The sequence below is a fragment of the Bacillus sp. FSL E2-8900 genome (assembly GCF_037966225.1).
Classification (GTDB): Bacteria; Bacillota; Bacilli; order Bacillales; family Bacillaceae_G; genus Bacillus_A; species Bacillus_A cereus.
The window spans coordinates 5,064,027-5,079,832 of record NZ_CP150193.1 but is presented as its reverse complement, the minus strand read 5'-3'; the positions used below and the strand labels follow the sequence as shown (position 1 = coordinate 5,079,832).

Below are 15,806 nucleotides of genomic sequence, written 5' to 3'. Positions count from 1 at the left end.
ATCTGTTTAACTAACTGGAAGGTAAGTTAGTTTTACTTTATAGGAGTTGTATACATGCCTGAATTTGATAAGAAACAGTGGTTTTTATATCCTGTTTATGTATTGGCATTTTTTGTGTTTGTGCTCATTTCAATTCTCTGTTATTTTCATTTAATTATGGGTATAGCTGCTTTTGTCATTTTTTGTATCGTATTCTTTATCGTTATACGATTTGAACTTAATTTTCAAAGGAATTTCGAAAAGCATACGACAGATATGATTACAAGAGTAAAGAAAGTAAGTAATGAAGCATTTAACCAAATGCCGATTGGTATTTTGTTATACAATAAGGATTATGGGATTGATTGGGCAAATCCTTATTTATCTTCATGTCTGGGACAGCACGCATTAGCTGGATGGCACCTTTACGATGTATCAGAAACATTACTTCTTTTCATTAAAGGAGAAACTTCTGATGATATAGTCTCTTTAAATAATCGAAAGTTTCGCGTTTTTGTAAGGAAAGAAGAAAAGTTAATTTATTTCTTTGATGTAACGGAACAAACAGAAATCGAAAAGATGTACGAGGATCAAAGGACTGTTTTAGCTGTCATCTATTTGGATAATTATGATGAAGTTACACAAGGATTAGATGATCAATTACGTACGAATATAACAAGTCTTGTGACATCGCGACTAAATGAATGGGCACTTAAGTATGGTGCTTATTTAAAACGTGCATCTTCAGAAAGATTCTTCGTTGTGCTAAATGAAAGTATTTTGACGCAGATGGAGAAAGGGAAATTTAGCATTTTAGATCAGGTGCGTGAAGAAACATCTAAAAGGAATATACCACTTACATTAAGTGTGGGTGTCGGATCAGGTGATTTACCTTTATCAGAGCTTGGAGCAATGGCTCAATCTGGTTTAGATCTTGCGCTTGGGCGTGGGGGAGACCAAGTAGCTATTAAACAAGCGACAGGTAAAGTTAAGTTCTATGGAGGTAAGACAAATCCGGTTGAAAAACGTACCCGTGTACGCGCCAGGGTCATTTCGCATGCGTTAAAGGATTTAGTATTAGAAAGTAGTAATGTCATTATTATGGGGCATAGGGCTCCTGATATGGACGCAATTGGTGCTGCGATTGGTATTTTAAAAGTAGCTCAATTAAATGAGCGTAAAGGATATATTGTGTTAGATGAAAATGATTCCGATAAAGGAATTAAGCGTTTGATGGACAAAGTGAAACAAAATGAGGAGTTATGGTCTCATTTTATTACTCCAGAGCAAGCGATGGAATTTGCAAATGATGAGTCGTTACTTGTTGTTGTCGATACGCATAAACCTTCTATGGTGATGGAGCAAAAACTGTTACATAAAATTGAAAATGTGGTAGTTATTGATCATCATCGCCGTGGAGAAGATTTTATTGAAGACCCATTGCTAGTTTATATGGAACCATATGCTTCTTCAACAGCAGAATTGGTTACAGAATTACTTGAGTATCAACCTAAAAATTTAAAGATGACAATGTTAGAAGCGACGGCATTGTTAGCGGGTATTATTGTCGACACGAAAAGTTTCACATTCCGGACAGGGGCTCGTACATTTGATGCTGCTTCTTATTTACGCTCACATGGTGCAGATACTGTACTTGTACAAGAACTTTTAAAGGAAGATATGGATCAGTATTTACGGGTTGCAAAAGCTATAAAAAATGCGTACATTTATAAAAATGGAATTGCGATTGCTAAAGTTGATAGTGATGATTACTACGATCAAGTGCTTATTGCGCAATCGGCAGACACGTTATTAACGATGACAGGGATTATTGCATCATTTGTTGTTGCGAAACGTGGCGAGAACCTCATTGGAATTAGCAGCAGGTCTTTAGGTGAAGTGAATGTGCAGCTAATTATGGAAAACTTAGGCGGTGGCGGGCATTTGACGAATGCAGCCACACAGATGAAAAATGTTACAGTAGATGAAGCTGAGGAGAAGCTTCGATTTGTTATTGATGACTATTTACAGGGAGGCACACAATCATGAAAGTAATTTTTCTAAAAGACGTAAAAGGTAAAGGTAAAAAAGGAGAAGTAAAAAACGTACCAGATGGCTATGCAAATAACTTCTTACTAAAACAAGGATTAGCTGCTGAAGCAACAAATAGCAGTATGAAAACTTTAGAAGCTCAAAAGCGTAAAGAAGAAAAAGATGCAGCAGCAGAGCTTGAAAATGCAAAAGAGTTAAAAGAGACTTTAGAGAAATTAACTGTAGAATTAAAGGCGAAATCTGGAGAAGGTGGCCGTTTATTTGGTTCTATCACAAGCAAACAAATCGTAGATGCAATGCAAAAATCACACAAGATTAAACTTGATAAACGTAAATTTGAAATGGACGATGCAATCCGCGCGTTAGGTTATACAAACGTTACTGTGAAATTGCATCCACAAGTAACAGCAACAGTAAAAGTTCATGTTAGTGAACAATAAAAATAAATTAAGCAAGGAGGATTGCGTATGAGTGATGTACTTGCTGATCGTACCCCTCCGCATAATATAGAGGCTGAGCAGGCGGTTTTAGGGGCCATATTGATTGATCAAGATGCGTTAACTTCAGCATCAGAGTTATTGGTACCTGATTCGTTCTATCGAACGAAACATCAAAAGATTTTTGAAGTCATGCTTGGGCTATCTGATAAGGGAGAGCCGATTGACTTAGTAATGATGACATCAGCAATGGCTGATCAAGGATTACTAGAAGAGGTTGGTGGGGTTTCTTACTTAGCAGAGTTAGCAGAAGTTGTGCCAACTGCAGCTAACGTAGAATATTACGCACGCATCATCGCTGAAAAGGCGCTTTTACGTCGTTTAATTCGCACGGCGACTCATATTGTATCGGATGGATACGAGAGAGAAGATGATGTGGATGGTCTTTTAAACGAGGCTGAGAAAAAAATATTAGAAGTATCCCATCAAACGAATGCAAAAGCATTCCAAAACATTAAAGATGTTCTTGTAGATGCTTATGACAAAATTGAACTTTTGCATAATCAAAAGGGTGAAGTTACTGGGATACCAACTGGGTTTACTGAATTAGATAAGATGACAGCAGGTTTCCAACGAAATGATTTAATTATCGTGGCAGCACGTCCATCAGTAGGGAAAACGGCATTTTCATTAAATATTGCACAAAACGTAGCGACGAAAACGGATGAAAATGTAGCGATTTTTAGTTTGGAGATGGGTGCTGATCAGCTTGTTATGCGTATGCTTTGTGCAGAAGGGAATATTGATGCACAAAGACTTCGTACTGGTTCATTAACTTCCGATGATTGGGCAAAATTAACAATGGCAATGGGGAGTCTCTCAAATGCTGGTATATATATTGATGATACGCCAGGTATTAAAGTAAATGAGATTCGAGCAAAATGTCGTAGATTAAAGCAAGAACAAGGTCTTGGTATGATTTTGATTGACTATTTGCAGCTTATTCAAGGAAGTGGGAAATCAGGTGAGAACCGTCAGCAGGAAGTATCTGAGATTTCTCGTACCTTAAAAGGGATTGCGCGTGAATTGCAAGTGCCTGTTATTGCTTTATCACAGTTATCTCGTGGTGTAGAATCTCGTCAAGATAAACGCCCGATGATGTCTGATATTCGTGAATCTGGAAGTATTGAGCAGGATGCTGATATTGTAGCTTTCCTATATCGTGAAGACTACTATGATCGAGAAACGGAAAACAAAAATACAATTGAAATTATTATTGCAAAACAACGTAACGGTCCAGTAGGTTCAGTGGAACTTGCATTCGTCAAAGAGTTCAATAAGTTCGTTAACTTAGAACGTCGTTTTGAGGATGGACATGCTCCACCGGCATAAAGGCAGTATAAAAAAGAAACACATTTCTTATAATAAGATGTGTTTCTTTTTTTTTATAAGAAAGATAAGGCTTTCATAAGTTAAATATATAATTCTTACGAACGAAAATGTTTTTTTGTGAAAAAATGTTCGCTTTTCGGTTGACTTCTCTTTCGGTTTTGGTACAATTATATTGTTTGAATAGATCGTTTGAAAATTGCGGAGGTGCTTTAATAATGTCTTCAGTAGTAGTTGTAGGAACACAATGGGGCGACGAAGGAAAAGGTAAAATCACTGATTTTCTTTCTGAGCATGCGGAAGTAGTTGCAAGATATCAAGGTGGAAATAACGCGGGACATACAATTGTTTTCGGCGGAGTTAAATATAAATTACACTTAATTCCATCTGGTATTTTCTATAAAGAGAAAATTTGTGTAATCGGAAACGGATTAGTAGTAGATCCAAAAGCATTACTTGAAGAGTTAAAATACTTACACGATCGTGGTGTAAGTACTGATAATTTACGTGTAAGTAACCGTGCACATGTTATTTTACCTTACCACTTAAAACAAGATGAGTTAGAAGAAGCAAGTAAAGGTGATAACAAAATCGGTACAACGAAAAAAGGTATCGGTCCTGCATATATGGATAAAGCTGCTCGTATTGGTATTCGTATGGCTGATCTTTTAGACCGTGAAGCATTTAAAGAGAAGCTTGAGCGCAATTTAGTAGAAAAAAATCGTTTATTTGAAAAAATGTACGATACAGAAGGTTTCACTGTAGAAGAAATTTTCGAAGAGTACTTCGAGTACGGGCAACAAATCGCGCAATATGTATGTGATACGTCTGTTGTATTAAATGATGCATTAGATAATAATCACCGTGTATTATTTGAAGGTGCGCAAGGTGTTATGCTTGATATTGACCACGGTACGTACCCGTTCGTTACATCTTCTAACCCAATTGCTGGTGGTGTAACAGTTGGAACTGGAGTTGGTCCTGCGAAAGTTACTCGCGTTGTAGGTGTATGTAAAGCATATACAAGCCGCGTTGGTGATGGTCCATTCCCTACTGAGCTTCATGATGAAATTGGTCATCAAATTCGTGAAGTTGGTCGCGAGTATGGAACGACAACTGGTCGTCCACGCCGCGTAGGTTGGTTCGATAGCGTTGTTGTAAGACATGCACGTCGTGTTAGTGGTTTAACGGATCTATCATTAAATTCTATCGACGTTTTAACAGGTATTCCAACTCTTAAAATTTGTGTAGCTTACAAATACAATGGCGAAGTTATTGATGAAGTTCCAGCTAACTTAAACATTTTAGCGAAATGTGAGCCTGTATATGAAGAGCTTCCAGGTTGGGAAGAAGATATTACTGGTGTAAAATCATTAGATGAACTTCCTGAAAATGCACGAAAATACGTAGAACGTGTTTCTGAGTTAACAGGAATTCAAATATCTATGTTCTCAGTTGGACCAGATCGTAACCAAACAAATATTGTTCGTAACGTATACGAAGCTTAATTAACATTTTTTAGAAAAAACTCATGTCTGCATGAGTTTTTTCTTATTCTTTTATAAAAAAACAAAAAAAGTATTGCAATAAATACAGAATACATGTTATGATACATCTTGTCGTCACGAAAATATGACGTTGGTGAGTATGAGCCATTAGCTCAGTTGGTAGAGCATCTGACTTTTAATCAGAGGGTCGAAGGTTCGAGTCCTTCATGGCTCACCATTTTATTTTTCGTGGCCCGTTGGTCAAGTGGTTAAGACACCGCCCTTTCACGGCGGTAACACGGGTTCGAATCCCGTACGGGTCATGTTTTTTTTGCTTATTTTTGGTCCCGTGGTGTAGTGGTTAACATGCCTGCCTGTCACGCAGGAGATCGCCGGTTCGACCCCGGTCGGGACCGCCACTTTTGTTTATACCACCATTAGTGGTTTTATATATAGTTTTGGCTCGGTAGCTCAGTCGGTAGAGCAGAGGACTGAAAATCCTCGTGTCGGCGGTTCGATTCCGTCCCGAGCCACTCTCAGGATATTAAGTGGGCCCACTTAATATCCTTTTTATTTATGTAATTTTACAAAACTGAGTAGTTATTTTAAAATAGAACGAGGAGCCTCTAGCAGTTGAAGCTAGAGGTTTTTCTATAGATCGTATAGGATGCCGTGTAAAAGTGGATCATACATGAGTCTATGAGAATAGAGGAGAAAATACTTAAACAAAGGATGCGGTCATATAGGACATACTATGTAAACATCAATATGTTTAGGGATTATTGACCATATTTTTATAAGGAGGAAATAGACGATGATGGGAAAGAAAATTTTAGTAGTTGATGATGAAAAGCCGATTGCAGATATTTTGAAGTTTAACCTAGAAAAAGAAGGTTTTGAAATAGTAATGGCGCATGATGGTGATGAAGCAATTGAAAAGGCTAATGAAGAGCAACCAGATATGGTTTTATTAGATATTATGCTACCAGGTAAAGATGGCTTAGAGGTTTGCCGTGAAATACGTAAAAGCTCAGAAATGCCGATTATTATGCTTACAGCAAAGGACTCTGAGATTGATAAAGTATTAGGGCTTGAGCTTGGGGCAGATGATTATGTAACGAAGCCATTTAGTACGAGGGAATTACTTGCTCGTGTGAAGGCGAATTTACGCCGCCATCAACAAGGTGGTGCTGCGGAAAAAGAAGAAAATACAGAAATGGTTATTGGACCAATTGTGATTAATCCAAATGCATATAGTGTAACGAAGCGTGAGGAAAATATCGAGCTTACACATCGTGAATTTGAGTTGCTACATTATTTAGCGAAACATTTAGGACAAGTTATGACACGCGAACATTTATTACAAACAGTTTGGGGTTATGACTATTTTGGAGATGTGCGCACAGTAGACGTTACAGTACGTCGTTTGCGTGAAAAAATTGAAGATAATCCAAGCCATCCTACTTTAATTGTAACTAGACGTGGAGTAGGGTATTACTTGCGTGACCCAGAGCAGGAATAGTATATGAAGAAAGTTGGTTTTTTTCAATCTATTCATTTAAAATTTGTGCTTATATATATGCTATTAATATTAATAGCGATGCAAGTTATTGGAGTATATTTCGTAAGGGAATTAGAGAAGAGCTTAGTACAAGGTTTTAGGGATTCTTTAACGCAGCAAACAAACTTATTATCATATAATTTGAAGCAAGAGTTTAAAAAAAGTTATACAAAAGCAGAAACAGAGTCAACAGATGAAACGATTAAAACTTCAATTCGAAAATTTGCCTCTGATCAGAAGAAAGTTATACAAGAGGTAAGTGTATTTGATTCGCACAGAAAGTTACTGGCTATTTCAGATGAATCAAAGCAGAATAAGGTGAATCGAACATCAACTGATATAGCTGTTCAGCGAGTGTTAGTACAAAAAAAGCCGGAAGTGAAAATTGAGAAGGATGGTAGTACAGGTCATCGTGTTCAAGTTATGCTTACTCCGATTCTAGATGATAACGGTAAGGATGCGCTTGGTGTTATTTACATTGTGGCATCTATGGAAGATGTATATAAACAAATGAAGGATATAAATCAAATTTTTGCTACGGGAACAGTAATTGCTTTATTAGTAACGGCCGTACTTGGAATTTTATTGGCTCAAACAATTACAAGACCAATTTCAGATATGCGGAGACAAGCAATCGAAATGGCAAAAGGAAATTATTCGAGAAAAGTAAAAGTGCATAGCCATGATGAAATTGGACAACTGGCATTATCCTTCAATAATTTATCAAAAAAATTACAACAAGCTCGTTCTTCTACAGAAAGTGAAAGGCGTAAATTATCATCTGTTTTATCACATATGACAGATGGAGTAATTGCTACTGATCGAAAAGGGGATATTATTTTACTAAATGACCCTGCGGAAAAGATGTTAAATGTTTCTCGTGAAACAGCGCTCGATCAATCTGTTTTAGAGGTATTAGGGATACAGGAAGAATTTACGCTCGATCATTTATATGAAGAGCCAGATTCTGTTTTATTAGATTTTAGTACGAGAAATGAACCATATATTTTACGTGCTAGTTTCTCTGTTATTCAAAAAGAAACAGGGAAGGCAAACGGCTTAATTGCTGTACTATATGATGTAACAGAGCAGGAACGTATAGAACGGGAACGCCGTGAGTTTGTGGCAAATGTCTCTCATGAATTAAGGACGCCATTAACGACGATGCGCAGTTATTTAGAGGCACTTACAGATGGAGCATGGCAGGATCCAAATATTGCACCACAATTTTTAACGGTTACACAAGAAGAAACAGAAAGAATGATTAGACTTGTAAATGCGTTGTTACAGCTATCTAAATTGGATAGTACAGAGCATCGTTTAATGAAAGAATGGGTCGACTTTACTGATTTCTTTAATAATATTATTGATCGCTTTGAAATGTCTAAAGAGCAAAATGTAAGTTTCAAACGATCTTTCTCTAAGAAATCTAGATTTATTGATATGGATACTGACAAAATTACTCAAGTGCTGTATAACATTATTTCTAACGCATTAAAGTATTCACCAGAAGGTGGAACAGTAACATATCGTTTACGTGATCGCGGTGATTTATTAGAAATTAGTGTAAGTGACCCAGGAATGGGTATTCCAAAAGAAAACGTTGATAAAATCTTTGAACGTTTTTATCGCGTAGATAAAGCTCGTTCAAGACAAATGGGTGGTACTGGGCTTGGATTAGCAATTGCAAAAGAAATGATTGAGGCACATGGTGGCTCTATTTGGGCGAAGAGTGAAGAAGGAAAAGGGACAACTATTTATTTCACGTTACCAATGGCAGCAGATGAAGAGGACGATTGGGAATGAGTATGGAAAACTTTAAAACAATAGTTTTAATTAACCTAGTTGTAATTAGCCTATTTCTTACTTTTAATCTATGGACGTATGTGCCAGATTCTACATCCATGCAAAACGCGAAATTTGTACAGGGGAATGAAGGAATGAACCAAACTAAAATTTCCGATGTTGTCCGTCCTACTTCTATCATCGTGCATAAAGATAAAAATCATTATGGGAGCAGAAGAGAGGCAGATATAGAATCAATCTATAAGCCCCTGGAAGTAGGGGAACTACATGATTTTAGAGAGATATCAATCACTAAGGGTGATTTCCTTTCATATGTGCATGGTGAAGGGAAAGTTGAACTTGTTTTCCCTACCGATATCCCATTTGATGCAGTTAAATCCATGTTTAACATGAAAGAGAAAAGTACAGATAAGCCTAAACACTTTAATCGTATTCTCCTTGATCCTTCTAGAAGTAAGGATCAAGAAATTAAAATTAACTTTGTTTCTGATGGTGATAACTTTAAAATATACGAGGCAAAATTAAGTGGCTTGTATTTAAAAGATATTGTAAATGCCCAAAATCAATTTATAGTATCAGCAAAACCTTATTTTGATTATCAACTCAATGATATGAAAAAATTATTTTTACCAGATGGAACGACAGAGTTAAGCAATATAACATATATTTCATCTAATTTAGCAGTTGATACGTTTAAGAATGCTCTGTTTAGTGATCCTCGTTATTTAAGTCCGATTACCGAGATGTCGAAAGAAACATTTACAGATGGTATTAGATCCATGGAAATTGAAAACGATCGTCACATGCTAAAGTATAAAAACTCTTCTGTCTTAACTGAGAAAACGATAGATAATTTAATGCTTTTACAAAAAAGCTTTGAATTTGTAAGTGGTCACAGTGGGAGTTTGGATTCATATCGTTTGGACTATATGAATAAAGGAGAGACAGTATTTCGCTTAAATGAAGATGGATATCCAGTATTCAATGCAGATGGATTAGCGGAATTAAGACAAGTATGGGGATCAGAAGGAGTAATGGAATATGAAAGACCGTTGCTGTCTTTAAATACTAAAGGTATAGAACAGAAGGTTACTCTTCCGTCAGGGCATGTTGTAATAGCATCCCTAGAAAATAATCCAGAGATAAAGAAACAAGTAATTAAGGATATTGGCATTGGATACAAGTTATCACTAGATGGGCAAGTGGTTCGACTACAACCAATTTGGTATGTAAAGCTTGTTGAAGATGAAACAGGTAAACAGAAAATCTATGAGTGGAGTGAGGGAGGACTAAATGGATTGGGATCGGATTAAAACCATATTTATTGTGACCTTTTTTGTTTTGGACCTCTTTCTCATTTTCCAATTCATTCAAAAGCAAGATAGTAATCAATTGGAGCTTATTGCAGAAACAAAGATAGATCAAGAATTAAAAGCAAATAAAATTACGATGGGAAATATCCCTAAAGAACCGAAAAAAGAGTCATTTATTAGAGCGGAAAATAAAGCCTTTAAAGAAGAAGATATACAGTCTTTGAAAAATCAAACGGTGCATATACAAAATATGTACAAGATAGAAAGTAAGCTAAAAGAGCCTTTTTTAAATACGAAATCATTATCAAAAGATAAGTATAATGAATTTTTGAAGAACTATGTATTGGATGGACAAAAATATGAATTTGGAGCGGTGAAAGACTCTAAAATTTATTTCTTCCAAAAATATAAAGATAAGCCTATTTTCTATAATAATCAGGCGATGATTGTTGTGGAATTAAATGAAAAAAATGAACTTGTTTCATATACGCAGACAATGCTAACTGATTTAAAAGAAATGGGCGAAGGTGAAAAAACGAAAGAGCAAGAAATTATTACGGCTCAAACAGCTTTAGAAAATTTGTATTTAAAAAATAAAATTCATGGAAATACGCATGTTAAAGAAGCGCAAATTGGTTATGCCACTCTTACCGCATCTACTTCTAATAACCAAGTACTTGCTCCAACGTGGAATTTAAAAACGGAGCAGAAGCAGGACTTCTTTGTGAATGCAATTGAAGGACAAGTTATGGAATTAGGAGAAAAGGAAAATCAAGTGGTTGATGAACATACTGGAGTGAGAAAGAATGGGGTTGCATTTTAGCGTACTTGCAAGTGGAAGTACAGGAAATATGCTATACGTAGGAACCGATGAAAAAAAATTACTAGTCGACGCAGGTTTAAGTGGTAAAGCAACAGAGGCTTTATTTAAACAAGCAGAACTGAATATAAATGATGTATCAGGTATTCTTGTAACGCATGAGCATAGTGATCATATTAAAGGATTAGGTGTACTGGCACGTAAATATGATTTACCTGTTTATGCGAATGAGAAAACATGGAATGCAATGGAACATTTAATAGGAAATATCCCAACTGAACAAAAGTTTATTTTCTCAGTTGGTGATGTGAAAACCTTTGGTGATATTGAAGTCGAGTCATTTGGAGTTTCTCATGATGCGGCAGAACCGATGTTTTATGCTTTCCATAACAATAATAGGAAGTTAGCGCTTATTACAGATACGGGATACGTAAGTGACCGTATGAAAGGCGTTATTAAGGGAGCTAATGCTTTCGTATTTGAAAGTAATCATGATGTAGAAATGCTTCGTATGGGACGTTATCCATGGAGCATTAAACGACGTATTTTAAGTGACGTTGGGCATGTTTGTAATGAGGATGCTGCATTAGCGATGGCAGATGTAATTACAGATGAGACAAAGCATATTTATTTAGCCCATTTAAGCTTAGATAATAACATGAAAGAACTAGCGCGTATGTCAGTATCACAAGTACTAGAGGAAAAAGGATTTGGAGTGGGTGAATCCTTTGAAATTCACGATACAGATCCAAAAATGCCTACAAAAATTCAATACGTATAATTCTTCATTTTAGTAAACAATAAAGGTGAATATAGTTGTTTTCAGGAAGATAGGTGAACAAATATGTCCTTTATTGATGAAGAAAATTATCGTATGAAACGTGCAGGAAAAAAGAAGCACAAAGGTATAGTTCTTTCTAGTATAGCGGGAACAATTGTAGGAGCTTCTTTATTCGCGTTTGGAGCGCCTTTATTTTCAAATTCTGCTGATACGCTTCCGCAAGCTGAAGCAAGCGGAAGTAATATGGCCGAAGCTCAAGGGATTAAACAGATTAGCTTTGTAGATGCTGTTGATCGTGCATCTGAAGCTGTTGTGGGTGTTATTAACATTCAACGAGATAACTTTTCAGAGGCAGATTCAGAGGCCGGTACAGGATCAGGAGTAATTTATAAAAAGACAGCTGGTCAAGCTTATATTGTAACGAATAATCATGTTGTAGCTGGAGCGAATCGTATTGAAGTAAGTCTAAGTGACGGTAAGAAGGTTCCTGGAAAAGTATTAGGAACCGATGTAGTCACAGACTTAGCTGTATTAGAAATAGATGCAAAGCATGTGAAAAAAATAATTGAAATTGGCGATTCTAATACTGTTCGCAGAGGAGAGCCAGTTATTGCGATTGGAAACCCACTTGGACTGCAATTTTCTGGAACAGTTACACAAGGTATTATTTCAGCTAATGAACGTATTGTCCCTGTAGATTTAGATCAAGATGGACATTATGATTGGCAAGTAGAAGTGTTACAAACAGATGCAGCGATTAATCCGGGGAATAGTGGCGGTGCGCTTGTAAATGCAGCAGGACAATTAATTGGTATTAATTCAATGAAAATTGCTGCAAAAGAAGTAGAAGGAATCGGCCTTGCTATTCCGGTGACTAGAGCTGTTCCGATTATGAATGAACTTGAGAAGTATGGAAAAGTAAGAAGACCATATGTTGGGATTGAACTTAGGTCATTAAATGAAATTCCAAACTATTATTGGTCAAAAACATTACATTTACCAGGTACTGTAACAGAGGGAGTTTGTATTTTGGATGTGAAAAGTCCTTCGCCAGGTGCGGATGCTGGTTTAAGAGAACATGATGTTATTGTGGCGGTAGATGGAAAACCGATTCGCGATATTATTGGATTCCGTACGGCCTTATATGATAAGGAAATTAATGATAAAATGACTCTTACGTTTTATCGTGGCACAAAAAGAGTAACAACAACAGTGAAATTAGGCATTCAAAAGTATTAAAAACAGGAGGGCCTACCTCCTGTTTTCTATTGTAGAAAAGTGAGGTGAAGAAAATGAATTTACCTTGTTGTTTAGAGCATGTTGAATTAGCGTTAGATATTATTGTGGATGAGTGTGAAGTCGCGCCAGTTATCAACAATGTGGATAACTCGGAAAAAGAGAAAAAAACATGTGAATTTTGTCAAAATGAGGCGACATATGTTGTATCGAACACAGATTCTCACACAACATGTGGGTAGTATTTGTGGATATGTGGATAAGTTTTGTGGATAACATGTTTGTAAGGTGGAGGATACGTGTGAATATCTCGATTATTTCAATTGGGAAATTAAAAGAAAAATATTTGAAACAAGGTATAGCAGAATACTTAAAACGATTATCTGCATACGCAAAAGTAGAAGTAATTGAATTGCCTGATGAAAAGGCGCCAGAAAATTTAAGTGAAGCAGAAATGTTAATTGTAAAGGAAAAAGAAGGTATACGTATACTGGATAAAATTTCGGATGACACGCATGTGATTGCATTAGCTATAGAAGGAAAGCAAAAGTCATCAGAAGAATTCGCGATAAGTCTAGATCGCCTTGCTACATACGGAAAGAGTAAAGTCGCATTTGTAATTGGTGGATCACTTGGACTAAGCTCAGAAGTGATGAAGCGTTCAAATGAATCACTTTCTTTTTCAAAGATGACATTACCACACCAATTAATGCGATTAGTGTTGCTTGAGCAAGTGTATAGAGCATTTCGAATTAATCGTGGGGAACCGTATCATAAGTAATGTATTCTATATAAAACACTGATATTATCATATTTATTTTATTATGCCTATAACTGGAGGCTATGTGAATGGTAAGTGATCAGACGAGATATTCTAGGCTCGCGAATATAACAAAAATAATAAATACGAAATTAGAACTACGTGACGTATTGCAGCGTGTGACAATGGCGATATCAGAGGAGATTGTTAGGTGCGACGCTGTTGGAATTTATTTACCCCAGGAAGATGGAACATTTAGAGGGTTTGCAGGAAAACCAGAGACTATAAATGGTGTAACGCTCGATACTCAAGTAATTGATCCTGAAATAGACTTACTGGCAAAAGAAGTTATTGAAACGAAAAGAACCATCTATATTCCTGATACCTCAAAGGATCATCGACCAGATCCGAGACCGGTTAATGCATTCAAAATTAAGTCCTTATTAGCTCTGCCTATCTCATTTGGGCAAGAGTTATTTGGTCTAGTTTTTTTATTTGATTATGGAATTCCGATGAACTTAACAGATTCAGAAATTCAAAGTGTTGAAGCTTATGTAAATATGGCTGCGGTTGCAATTCAAAACGCAAATAATTTAAAACAAAAGGAAAACCTTATTGCTGAGAAACAACTGTTACTAAATGTTACACGTGATTTATCGATGTGTTCCTCGATACAGGAGAGTTTTGATAAATGCTTTTTTTACCTAGAACAGATTTTAGAGAGTAAAAATATGACTGCTCATCTTCTAGATCCGCTAGATAAAACAACAATTAAAACAACGAAATTAAGTAAGGACTGTCATTGGACAGAAGCGGATTGGACAGAGAAAAGCTATGAAGCCAAGATCCAAGAGGTTATTCAAACAAAAAATATAGATAGTAAGGGTCTATTGATGATTCCATTGGTTTCAATGGGAGAAGTATTAGGGGTAATCGTCGTTGGCAAAGAAGGAAAAGCTCACAATTATGATGATTCCCAACTTCAACTAGCAAAATCTATCGTTGATGCCACAGCCCCTACGTTTTCGAATTTGTTGTATATGGATCAACTAGAGAGCATAGTGGAAGAGCGAACGAGAGAGTTAGCTGCTGCTAATGAAAAAGTTACAAGTGTGATTGAATGTATTACGGATGGATTTTTTATTTTAAATAATAAATGGGAATTTACGTACGTAAATAAGTACCAATATTTTCCGCAAAGAAAAACAGCAAAAGATGTATTAGGAAAGAATATATGGAATGTTTTCCCGAGTGAAATTGACACAGTTATGTATAAGGAATTTCATCGTGCGATGTCAGAGCGAACTACAGTTCATTTCGAATTTCTTTCTACTGCAGATGAATATTGGCACGAAGTTATTGCATACCCATATGATGATGGTATTTGTTGTATTTTTAAAAACATAACGGAAAAAAAGAAATATGAACAGGAATTGAAAAGATTATCCAATATAGATTTAATAGGGCAAATGGCAGCAGGTATCAGCCATGAAATTAGAAATCCAATGACAACAGTACTGGGATTTTTACAGTTATTAAAAGAAGAGAATACCTATGAGAAACATAATAAGTACTTTTATTTAATGATTGAAGAACTTAACCGTGCCAATTCTATTATTACTGAATTTCTCTCAATGGGTAATACAAGGAAATTGGATTTGCAGATGTTAGATTTAAATTCAATTATCCGCGATATTATTCCTTTAATAAAGATTGATACGTACAATCAAAATAAATATATTCAAGTCGATACAAATGACATTCCAGAATTACTTTTAAATCGTAATGAGATACGGCAATTATTAATGAATCTATATCGTAATGGCTTAGAAGCGATGAATACAGGGAAAGTTCTAACCATTAGCACTTACAAGGAAGGTCAAAATTGTGTGGTGCTTGCAGTGCGGGATCAAGGAAAAGGTATCAGGCCTGAAGTATTAGAGAAACTGGGTACGCCGTTTTACACGACCAAAGATAATGGAACTGGATTGGGGTTAGGTGTATGTTATGCCATCGCTGCCCGCCATAATGCAAAAATAGAAATTCAAACAGGATCGGAAGGCACTACCTTTTTTGTTAAATTTAATTATGAAAATAATAAAAAATAACCTTATTTAGAATAGTTACGATGAACCGTATCATAAATAAATTTATTCTTTGTATATAAAAGGATAAAAAGACCATT

The 15,806-nt window shown here is 36.0% G+C and carries 13 protein-coding genes and 4 tRNA genes; all 17 read left to right on the top strand.

Translation table 11 applies throughout. The annotated features are described in order from the left end of the window. The first annotated feature begins 54 nt into the window (after nt 1–54). The 17 genes from NST90_RS25995 to NST90_RS25915 all read left to right on the top strand — a co-directional run bounded on the left by NST90_RS25995 (nt 55) and on the right by NST90_RS25915 (nt 15,729). A complete protein-coding gene (locus NST90_RS25995; RefSeq protein ID WP_001113785.1) occupies nt 55–2,028 on the top strand; it encodes a DHH family phosphoesterase in 1,974 nt (657 codons plus the stop codon). Continuing rightward, nucleotides 2,025–2,471: a 50S ribosomal protein L9 gene (rplI, locus tag NST90_RS25990; RefSeq protein ID WP_000864228.1), complete on the top strand. Its 447-nt coding sequence runs from the start codon at nt 2,025–2,027 to the stop codon at nt 2,469–2,471. Before NST90_RS25995 ends, rplI begins: the two co-directional genes overlap by 4 nt. 27 nt (nt 2,472–2,498) lie before the next feature. Continuing rightward, nucleotides 2,499–3,860: a replicative DNA helicase gene (gene dnaB / locus NST90_RS25985; protein WP_001286148.1), complete on the top strand. Its 1,362-nt coding sequence runs from the start codon at nt 2,499–2,501 to the stop codon at nt 3,858–3,860. Between the two features lie 215 nt (nt 3,861–4,075). Next, nucleotides 4,076–5,365 (top strand): adenylosuccinate synthase, encoded by a 1,290-nt coding sequence (locus NST90_RS25980; protein WP_000100238.1) that lies wholly within the window; start codon nt 4,076–4,078, stop codon nt 5,363–5,365. Between the two features lie 141 nt (nt 5,366–5,506). Continuing rightward, nucleotides 5,507–5,582 (top strand) — tRNA-Lys (locus NST90_RS25975). Between the two features lie 13 nt (nt 5,583–5,595). After that, a tRNA-Glu gene (locus tag NST90_RS25970) sits at nt 5,596–5,667 on the top strand. 20 nt (nt 5,668–5,687) lie between these two features. Beyond that, nucleotides 5,688–5,763: transfer RNA gene (locus tag NST90_RS25965), tRNA-Asp, on the top strand. A gap of 41 nt (nt 5,764–5,804) precedes the next feature. Beyond that, nucleotides 5,805–5,877 (top strand) — tRNA-Phe (locus NST90_RS25960). A 281-nt stretch (nt 5,878–6,158) separates the two neighbouring features. After that, nucleotides 6,159–6,866, top strand: coding sequence for a cell wall metabolism DNA-binding response regulator WalR (gene walR, locus NST90_RS25955; RefSeq protein WP_000971865.1), 708 nt, complete (start codon nt 6,159–6,161; stop codon nt 6,864–6,866). A gap of 3 nt (nt 6,867–6,869) precedes the next feature. Then, nucleotides 6,870–8,711: a cell wall metabolism sensor histidine kinase WalK gene (gene walK, locus NST90_RS25950; protein WP_283748290.1), complete on the top strand. Its 1,842-nt coding sequence runs from the start codon at nt 6,870–6,872 to the stop codon at nt 8,709–8,711. Further along, the gene (gene yycH / locus NST90_RS25945) at nt 8,708–10,024 is read left to right on the top strand and encodes a two-component system activity regulator YycH (RefSeq protein ID WP_283748289.1); all 1,317 of its coding nucleotides are present in this window, start codon (nt 8,708–8,710) and stop codon (nt 10,022–10,024) included. The genes walK and yycH overlap by 4 nt, the downstream gene beginning before the upstream one ends. Next, nucleotides 10,005–10,847 carry a two-component system regulatory protein YycI gene (locus tag NST90_RS25940; protein ID WP_000383740.1) on the top strand — a complete coding sequence of 281 codons (843 nt, stop codon included), beginning with the start codon at nt 10,005–10,007 and terminating at the stop codon, nt 10,845–10,847. The genes yycH and NST90_RS25940 overlap by 20 nt, the downstream gene beginning before the upstream one ends. After that, entirely contained in the window at nt 10,831–11,625 is a 795-nt protein-coding gene (locus tag NST90_RS25935) for an MBL fold metallo-hydrolase (protein WP_000522837.1), read from the top strand. The genes NST90_RS25940 and NST90_RS25935 overlap by 17 nt, the downstream gene beginning before the upstream one ends. 63 nt (nt 11,626–11,688) lie before the next feature. After that, complete coding sequence (locus NST90_RS25930; protein WP_025709642.1) at nt 11,689–12,864, top strand: S1C family serine protease; 1,176 nt, start codon at nt 11,689–11,691, stop codon at nt 12,862–12,864. A gap of 53 nt (nt 12,865–12,917) precedes the next feature. Beyond that, nucleotides 12,918–13,103, top strand: a complete 186-nt coding sequence (locus NST90_RS25925; RefSeq protein ID WP_001052828.1) for a CxxH/CxxC protein — start codon at nt 12,918–12,920, stop codon at nt 13,101–13,103. Between the two features lie 59 nt (nt 13,104–13,162). Beyond that, nucleotides 13,163–13,642, top strand: coding sequence for a 23S rRNA (pseudouridine(1915)-N(3))-methyltransferase RlmH (rlmH, locus tag NST90_RS25920; RefSeq protein WP_001027000.1), 480 nt, complete (start codon nt 13,163–13,165; stop codon nt 13,640–13,642). Between the two features lie 68 nt (nt 13,643–13,710). After that, nucleotides 13,711–15,729 carry a GAF domain-containing sensor histidine kinase gene (locus NST90_RS25915; protein WP_000253117.1) on the top strand — a complete coding sequence of 673 codons (2,019 nt, stop codon included), beginning with the start codon at nt 13,711–13,713 and terminating at the stop codon, nt 15,727–15,729. Nucleotides 15,730–15,806: the final 77 nt, after the last annotated feature.